The organism is Microbacterium sp. UBA1097 (assembly GCF_002313585.1).
Classification (GTDB): Bacteria; Actinomycetota; Actinomycetes; order Actinomycetales; family Microbacteriaceae; genus Microbacterium.
This window is the reverse complement of the sequence record NZ_DCBW01000006.1, coordinates 23,224-29,823: the sequence shown is the minus strand read 5'-3', so window position 1 is coordinate 29,823 and position 6,600 is coordinate 23,224. Positions and strand designations below refer to the sequence as shown.

Below are 6,600 nucleotides of genomic sequence, written 5' to 3'. Positions count from 1 at the left end.
CGAAGGCCAGGACGCCGCCGCTGACAACGCTGGCTCGGCTCCCATCTCGGACTCGCTGCGCGAGCAGGTCAACGCCGCGATCGCCCTCATCGGCTGATCTACTCCCTCTCGGCCGCCCCGTTCGGTACATTCACGATGTACTGAACGGGGCGGGCTGAGCGAGAGAGCCGGCTCGGCCGGAGCTCTCGCTGAGCCTGACCCGGACTCGACACGAAGGACACACGGATGGCGACGACCACGGACGCGGGACCCGAAGCCCCGGCGAAGATCCACGCCAAGAAACGCCCGGGGGACCTCGTCTTCTCGGGAACGGCGCTCGGGGCAGGGATCATCATCCTGGCGGTCCTGGCCGCTGTCACAGTCTTTTTGGTCATCGAGAGCATCCCGGCCTTCACGACCCCGTCGGACGAGAACCCGCTTCTGAAGGGTCAGACCTTTCTCGAGTACACGTGGCCGCTCGTCTTCGGCACGATCTGGTCCTCGATCCTGGCCCTCGTCATGGCGGCGCCGCTCGCGATCGGGATCGCGCTGTTCATCTCGCACTACGCACCGCGCCGGGCGGCAGCCGTCCTTGGGTACATCATCGATCTCCTCGCCGCCGTGCCCTCGGTGGTCTTCGGCCTCTGGGGCGGCCTGGTGCTCGCCGGGTTCGTGCAGCCCTTCTATGTGTGGCTGAACACTTACCTCGGATGGATTCCGCTGTTCAGCGGCCAGGTGTCAGCCACCGGCCGCACGATCCTCACAGCCGCCCTCGTGCTCGCGATCATGGTGCTGCCGATCATGACCGCGATCTGCCGCGAAGTCTTCCTGCAAACGCCAGTGCTTCATGAAGAGGCGGCTCTCGCCCTGGGCGCCACCCGCTGGGAAATGATCAAGATGGCAGTGCTGCCCTTCGCCCGCGGTGGCATGGTATCGGCGGCGATGCTCGCACTCGGTCGAGCACTCGGCGAGACGATGGCCGTCACGATGGTGCTCTCGGTATCGAGAGTCGTGACCTTCGAGTTGCTCACCGCAACCAACCCGACCACCATTCCTGCGAACATCGCCCTGCAGTTCCCCGAGGCATATGGCACCGGCGTGAGCCTGCTGATCGCCACCGGCCTCGTTCTGTTCGTCGTCACCTTCGCCGTCAACGCGATCGCTCGCTGGATCGTCAACCGCCGCGCTGAGTTCTCGGGAGCCAACTGATGTCCACCGCTACCGCCACCGCGACGCGTTCTGGCGTCAACAACTTCTCGAACGGGCGGCTCCCCCGGGGAACGAGCTGGCTCCTGCTCGCAGGCTCCCTCCTGGTCATGGGCCTAGTGTTCTTCCTCCTGAACATCGACCAGCCCGTCGCCAACTACAACATCGTCGCCGCTGTCTTCCTCGGCGCGGTGTTGTACGCCATCCTGATCTTCGTCGTCGCCTCGATCGTCGAGGGGCGCCGCAACGCGACTGACCGATTCATCACCGCGGTGGTCTCGGCAGCGTTCACCGTCGCTCTCCTGCCGCTGATCTCCCTGCTGTTCACGGTTCTGGTCAACGGTCTTGCCCGGTTCGACCTCGACTTCTTCACGCAGTCGATGCGCAACGTCATCGGCGACGGCGGCGGCGCCTTGCATGCCATCGCCGGAACTCTGATGATCACGCTCACCGCGACGATCATCTCGGTGCCGATCGGCCTCATGACATCGATCTACCTCGTCGAGTACGGCAACAGCGGCAAGCTCGCTCGAGCGATCACGTTCTTCGTCGACGTGATGACCGGCATCCCCTCGATCGTCGCGGGTCTTTTCGCCTACGCCGTGTTTGTCATCTTCTTCGGAGCCGGATACTCGTCAGGTTTCGAAGGCGCCATCGCGCTGAGCGTGCTCATGATCCCGGTCGTCGTCCGATCCTCCGAAGAGATGCTGCGCCTGGTTCCCAACGAACTGCGCGAGGCGTCTTTCGCGCTCGGTGTTCCCAAGTGGCTCACGATCGTCAAGGTCGTGCTGCCGACATCCATCGCCGGTATCACCACCGGTGTCATGCTGGCGATCGCCCGCGTCATCGGAGAGACCGCTCCGCTGCTGCTCACCGCCGGCTACACGCAGAGCATGAACTGGAACATCTGGGATGGAAACATGATGACCCTCCCCGTGTTCGTCTACAACCAGTACGCCAACCAGGGCACCAACCCCGACGCCGCGATTTCGCGCGCGTGGGCCGGGGCCCTGACCCTGATCCTGATCGTCATGGTGCTCAACCTCGCCGCCCGCTTTGTCGCGAAGTTCTTCGCGCCCAAGACCGGTCGCTGAACCCGAAGGAATATCCGTGTCCAAGCGCATCGATGTCAACGACCTCAACGTCTACTACGGCAACTTCCTCGCCGTCGAGGGCGTCTCGCTCACGATCGAGCCCCGCTCGGTAACCGCCTTCATCGGCCCCTCGGGCTGCGGCAAGTCCACCTTCCTTCGCACCCTCAACCGGATGCATGAAGTGATCCCGGGCGCCCGTGTCGAGGGTGAGGTGCTGATCGACGGCGACAACCTGTACGGCGCAGGCGTCGACCCCGTGCTCGTGCGTCGCCAGGTCGGCATGGTCTTCCAGCGCCCCAACCCCTTCCCGACGATGTCGATCCGCGAGAACGTGCTCGCCGGCGTGAAGCTCAACAACCAGCGCATGTCCAAGGGCGACCAGGATGCGCTCGTCGAGAAGTCGCTGCAGGGCGCGAACCTGTGGAACGAGGTCAAGGACCGCCTCGACCGCCCCGGATCGGGTCTGTCGGGTGGTCAGCAGCAGCGCCTGTGCATCGCTCGCGCCATCGCTGTCGAACCGGACGTGCTGCTGATGGACGAGCCCTGCTCGGCCCTGGACCCGATCTCCACCCTCGCGATCGAAGACCTCATCGAGGAGCTCAAGAGCGAGTACACGATCGTCATCGTGACCCACAACATGCAGCAGGCCTCGCGCGTGTCCGACAAGACCGCGTTCTTCAACATCGCCGGCACCGGCAAGCCGGGCAAGCTCATCGAGTACGACGAGACCACCACCATCTTCACCCGCCCGAAGGTCAAGGACACCGAGGACTACGTCTCGGGCCGCTTCGGGTAAGCACCGGGAACGGATGGGGGGGTGTGGCCTGTCGGCTACGCCCCCTCTTCGGTTTCGGTCACAACGATTCGCGCCGCTGAGCGTCAGTCGCGGGCGCTGAGCAGATAGGCGTTCAGGTCGGCCGTGAAAGCGGCATCCGTCGGGATCGACGACCCGTCGATCGAGGTGATGGGCGCTGCTAGACGAACGCTCGACACGAGCCACGCTGCGTCGATGGTCGCGAGCGACGTGGTCGTGATCTGCTCGTACCCGCTCTCGTAGCCGCGCTCCTCGAGGTAGGCGAACATGCTCAGTTGCGTCGTGCCGTGCAGGATGCCGCCGGTCGGCGCCGGAGTGATGAACCGGTCCCCGCGGCGCAGCACCAGGGACGCCGTGGGAGCCTCGAGCACGAAGCCGTCGGTGGTGACGAAGATCGCGTCATCCGCCCCGCGACGGCGAGCCTCACGAAGCGCCGCCATATTGACGGCGTACGACAGCGTCTTGGCCCCCAGAAGCAACCAGGGCGCGCGCGCCGGGACCGTGGAGTCGTAGCCGCGGTCGAGCGTCACAACACGGATGCCGTTCGTGCGCACCGCGGTGAAGTCAGCCGCGGGTGCGAGCGTGACCCACGCGGTTGGGGTCGGCCCGTGCTCGATACCGCGGCTGAGGATGAGCTTGATGACCGACTCTCCCGCCGGGGCGTGCGCGGCCACCGCGGCAATCGCAGCACGCCACTGCGCCAGGTTCGGCGCCGGAAGATCGCAAATCCGCGCGGAGTGGGCGAGCCGGTCGAGGTGGGCGTCGACTTCTTGAGGGTGACCGTCGACGACGCCGATCGACTCGAAGATGCCGTCGCCGCGCTGCGTGCTCAGCTCGCCGACGCTCAGCGCGGGGGCTTCGGGATCCACCGAGGCGAACGTATCAGCGAAGTCGGTGCGGCCGGCATCCGCCTCAGCAGGCTGGATCATGAGGGCGAAAGTCGTGGCCATGCGATGAAGCCTACGCGTCGGGAATACCCAGTCCGGTGACGCGGTTAGACTGTCATAGCCGGGCCGCAGTAACCCCGGGCTCCATCTTCTGCCGCTACGAGCGGCCTCGCGCCGAGAGGCGTTCTGCGGCCCGGCACTTTCGTGTCTGGGTGGCCTGCAGGTCCGCCGCGACTCCGTCCTCCCGCGCCCACCCCCAGGTCGCTGAACCCGCACGCTCCGAGTGTCGAACCCACACGCTCACGCGCGAACCCACAGCATTCAGCGCCCGAAACCTCTGGGTTCGCGACCAATGGTGTGGGTTCGCGCCACGATGCCAGGGCAGGATGCCGAGGTCAGGGGCTGACCGGCTGCGGCCAGCTGACCGGGACGGAGGCGCTGAACCCACACCTTTCCGCGCCAGCCCACAGCATCCGACGCCCGAAACCTGCGGGCTCGCGACCGATGATGTGGGTTCGCGCCACGATGCCGGGGCAGGATACCGAGGCGGGGAGCGAGGTCGGGCGCTGCGGCCCTTGATCAGGTGAGGGATTCGCGGCGCCAGAGGGCCGCGCAGGCGCTCAGGTCGGATGCGTAGTCACTCAAGCGCAGCGCGCGGGTCGTGAAGGCGGCGCTGCGGTCTGACTCGGTTGCGTCGTAGTCATCAGCCAGGTATGTGGCACCAGCCGCCTGCACACGGCAGAACGCGGCGGCGCGATCGAGAGCTACCGCAAAGTCACCGCGGAAGAGCCCTCGCAGGATCGTGTCGACGAGAGTGACGAGCTCGTCGGGGCTTGCCGGAACGGGCGCCCCGGCGATCAGGGCATCCGCCGTGTCGAGAGCTGCGCGCCCCCGCTCGTACGTCAAAGCCGCTGTGCTCGGGTCGTCATGGATCATCAGCTGCACGAGGTAGAGCCGCCAGAGCGCCCCAGGCAGAGTCTTGGCCGGTGAGCGCGACCATAGCTCCGCGATGTCGTCGATCCCGTGCTCGGCGGTGAAGGCGATAAGCCTGTCAACGACGGCCTCGTCGGGGTTGGCCCGAACGCGTGACAACAGCGCCTGCGCCGTCGAGTGCGCGACACGGGAGACCTCGGCGGGGTCCTCGGCAGCAAACAGCCGGTCGAACAGCTCGGCAGGTCTGCGGACGGGCTTGTGGTAGGGCCGGGGGTCGTCACTCACCCGCTCCAGGGTAGTCGCGACGAGAGCCGCTCAGGTCGCGATCGCGACCACCGCGTCGGACGTGGGCTCGCCCGTCGGGGAACCACCGGCAGGCTCGATCGTGATGGCGATCGTGTCACCCGGCTCCATCTCGCCATCGAGGATCCACGTCTCGGTTCGCTGCCCGCTCGCTGCGAACGCGCCGGCCGGGATCGGAGACTCATCGCCTCTCACGAACCACAGTTCATAGCTCTGATCGTCAGCGATCTGCGGAAGTCCGTCCGAGACGATGACGGCCTTTCCGACGGAGTCGGCCCAGTAAACAGTGGACTCGCCGCCGCCTTCGATCTGAGCCGTCGCGGACTGCGCATCCGGTGCCGACTGAACCTCTTGCAGGGCCACGACCTCGGGCGGGCGGTTGACCCAGTCATTGATGCTGACGGCGGTGAAGCCCAGCGCGACAAGAAGAACGAAGGATGCCGCGAGGGCGAACATGCTGCGCATCCAGCGCGTGCGGGACTGGGTCTGGATGGCGCCAGTACTCGGCGCCGGTGTCGCACCGATCGGGACGGCATCCGTCTGCGGCGCCAGCGCGATTCGGGTGAGGATGTGGTGGCGAAGCTCTGCGGGCGGGTCGACCTCGGGTGCGTAGTCGGCGAGCGCAGCCGCGGTCTCGAGGTCGCGTTCAGCGATGCCGCGCCATTCCGGATGCATCGTGAGAGCGAGGTCGAAGGCCTGCTGCTGCTCAGCGTCGAGAGCGCCGAGGGCGGACGCCGCCGACAGCTCGGCGAACTCCTGCTCGTTCATGAGGCCACCCCCATTTCTGCTCTCAGGCGCGACAAGCCGTCGCGCATCCGGGTCTTCACTGTTCCCAGCGGCGCCCCCACCAGCGCCGCAATCTCGCTCTGACTGTAACCCCCGAAATACGCGAGGGTGAGGGCCTCGCGCTGTGATTCGGGAAGGGCGGTGAGCGCCTCTGTTACTCGTCGGCTCTCGATCCGCAGTTCCGCCTGCTCGGCGACGCCATCGTGAGCGACGTCGATGTCACGGAACCCGACCCGGATGTCGCGATCGACGCTCGCCTGCGAAGCCCGCACGCGGTCGACGGCTCGGCGGTGTGCGATCGTCAGCACCCAGGATCTGCCCTGGCCTTTGTTCGGAGCGAAGCGCGCGGCGGATTGCCACACCTCCAGGAACACCTCCTGCAGAACCTCTTCGCTCTGCGACCGGTCCACCACCACGCGCAGGATGAGTCCGAAGACCCGCGACGACAGCATGTCGTAGAGGCTCGCGAAAGCCTCGTGGTCGCCGCGCGCGACTCGTTCGAGAAGTTCCGCGACGTGATCGACGGCGCCCGCCCCGTCGTCTGGCACGTCCATGCCGTCGATCACCATGCGTCCAGCATGCCGCATGAATTTCCCAT

General features: G+C 66.4%; 7 protein-coding genes. 3 read left to right on the top strand and 4 right to left on the bottom strand.

The genetic code is table 11. From position 1 onward, the window contains the following. Window positions 1-225: 225 nt before the first annotated feature. Genes pstC through pstB form a run of 3 tightly spaced genes read left to right on the top strand, consistent with a single transcriptional unit; the run spans window position 226 to window position 3,075 of the window. The gene (gene pstC, locus B4F19_RS01325) at window positions 226-1,188 is read left to right on the top strand and encodes a phosphate ABC transporter permease subunit PstC (RefSeq protein WP_292732394.1); all 963 of its coding nucleotides are present in this window, start codon (window positions 226-228) and stop codon (window positions 1,186-1,188) included. Continuing rightward, window positions 1,188-2,279 carry a phosphate ABC transporter permease PstA gene (gene pstA / locus B4F19_RS01320; protein WP_228176819.1) on the top strand — a complete coding sequence of 364 codons (1,092 nt, stop codon included), beginning with the start codon at window positions 1,188-1,190 and terminating at the stop codon, window positions 2,277-2,279. The genes pstC and pstA overlap by 1 nt, the downstream gene beginning before the upstream one ends. Before the next feature lie 16 nt (window positions 2,280-2,295). Continuing rightward, on the top strand, window positions 2,296-3,075 hold the full coding sequence (pstB, locus tag B4F19_RS01315; RefSeq protein WP_228176818.1) for a phosphate ABC transporter ATP-binding protein PstB: 780 nt from the start codon (window positions 2,296-2,298) through the stop codon (window positions 3,073-3,075). Window positions 3,076-3,158: 83 nt separating this feature from the next. On the opposite strand, the gene B4F19_RS01310 is transcribed toward pstB, so the two are convergent. The 4 genes from B4F19_RS01310 to sigK all read right to left on the bottom strand — a co-directional run bounded on the left by B4F19_RS01310 (window position 3,159) and on the right by sigK (window position 6,571). Then, a complete protein-coding gene (locus tag B4F19_RS01310) occupies window positions 3,159-4,043 on the bottom strand; it encodes an aminodeoxychorismate lyase (RefSeq protein ID WP_292732391.1) in 885 nt (294 codons plus the stop codon). 516 nt (window positions 4,044-4,559) lie between these two features. Continuing rightward, complete coding sequence (locus B4F19_RS01305) at window positions 4,560-5,198, bottom strand: DNA-directed RNA polymerase subunit beta (protein WP_228176816.1); 639 nt, start codon at window positions 5,196-5,198, stop codon at window positions 4,560-4,562. A gap of 30 nt (window positions 5,199-5,228) precedes the next feature. Beyond that, a complete protein-coding gene (locus B4F19_RS01300) occupies window positions 5,229-5,984 on the bottom strand; it encodes an anti-sigma factor (RefSeq protein ID WP_228176815.1) in 756 nt (251 codons plus the stop codon). Continuing rightward, window positions 5,981-6,571, bottom strand: coding sequence for an ECF RNA polymerase sigma factor SigK (gene sigK / locus B4F19_RS01295; protein ID WP_292730371.1), 591 nt, complete (start codon window positions 6,569-6,571; stop codon window positions 5,981-5,983). Before sigK ends, B4F19_RS01300 begins: the two co-directional genes overlap by 4 nt. Window positions 6,572-6,600: the final 29 nt, after the last annotated feature.